The sequence below is a fragment of the Candidatus Symbiothrix dinenymphae genome, assembly GCF_001431085.1.
Genome location: NZ_BBRU01000431.1, coordinates 1 through 436, shown reverse-complemented (window position 1 = coordinate 436; position 436 = coordinate 1). Strand labels below are relative to the sequence as shown.

Annotated in this window: 1 protein-coding gene; it reads left to right on the top strand. The window is 36.2% G+C overall.

Features of this window, described 5'->3' with window-relative positions:
- Positions 1-194: 194 nt before the first annotated feature.
- Positions 195-436 (top strand): hypothetical protein (locus ASC50_RS04755; RefSeq protein WP_158648454.1); only part of this gene is annotated, 242 nt, incomplete at its 3' end.

The following is a 436-nucleotide window of genomic DNA, read 5'->3' as shown; positions in this document are numbered from 1 at the left end:
GTCATCTATAAAGCCTTTTTCCCACAGAGGCAACGGAATATCATAATTTTCAATATCAGGATATTGAATTTTCACCTCTTCCCACAATGGCATCGGGATAAAAACACCCATTGGAATGCCCGTAACGTCTTCTAATACTTGTGCTTGTAACATAATTTCATTGCTTTAACTTTCTGCAAAGATACGGCAAAGTTTTGAATAAGCAAAATGTTTTTGCTTTTTTTCCAAACAGTGTTGAACACGGTAGTTACAAAGACCACAAAATAGCTGAGATAGAAATAGAAAAATCGCCATCCCTGAACAAAGGATTTGACACCTTACAGCAAGATAGCGATTTGTTGATTGCTATTCCTGAAATCAGAAATGCTTTCGAGTGCAAAGGTACAACAAATAATTTAAATAACCAAACCGCGATGGGCAACCATCAAATTTACAG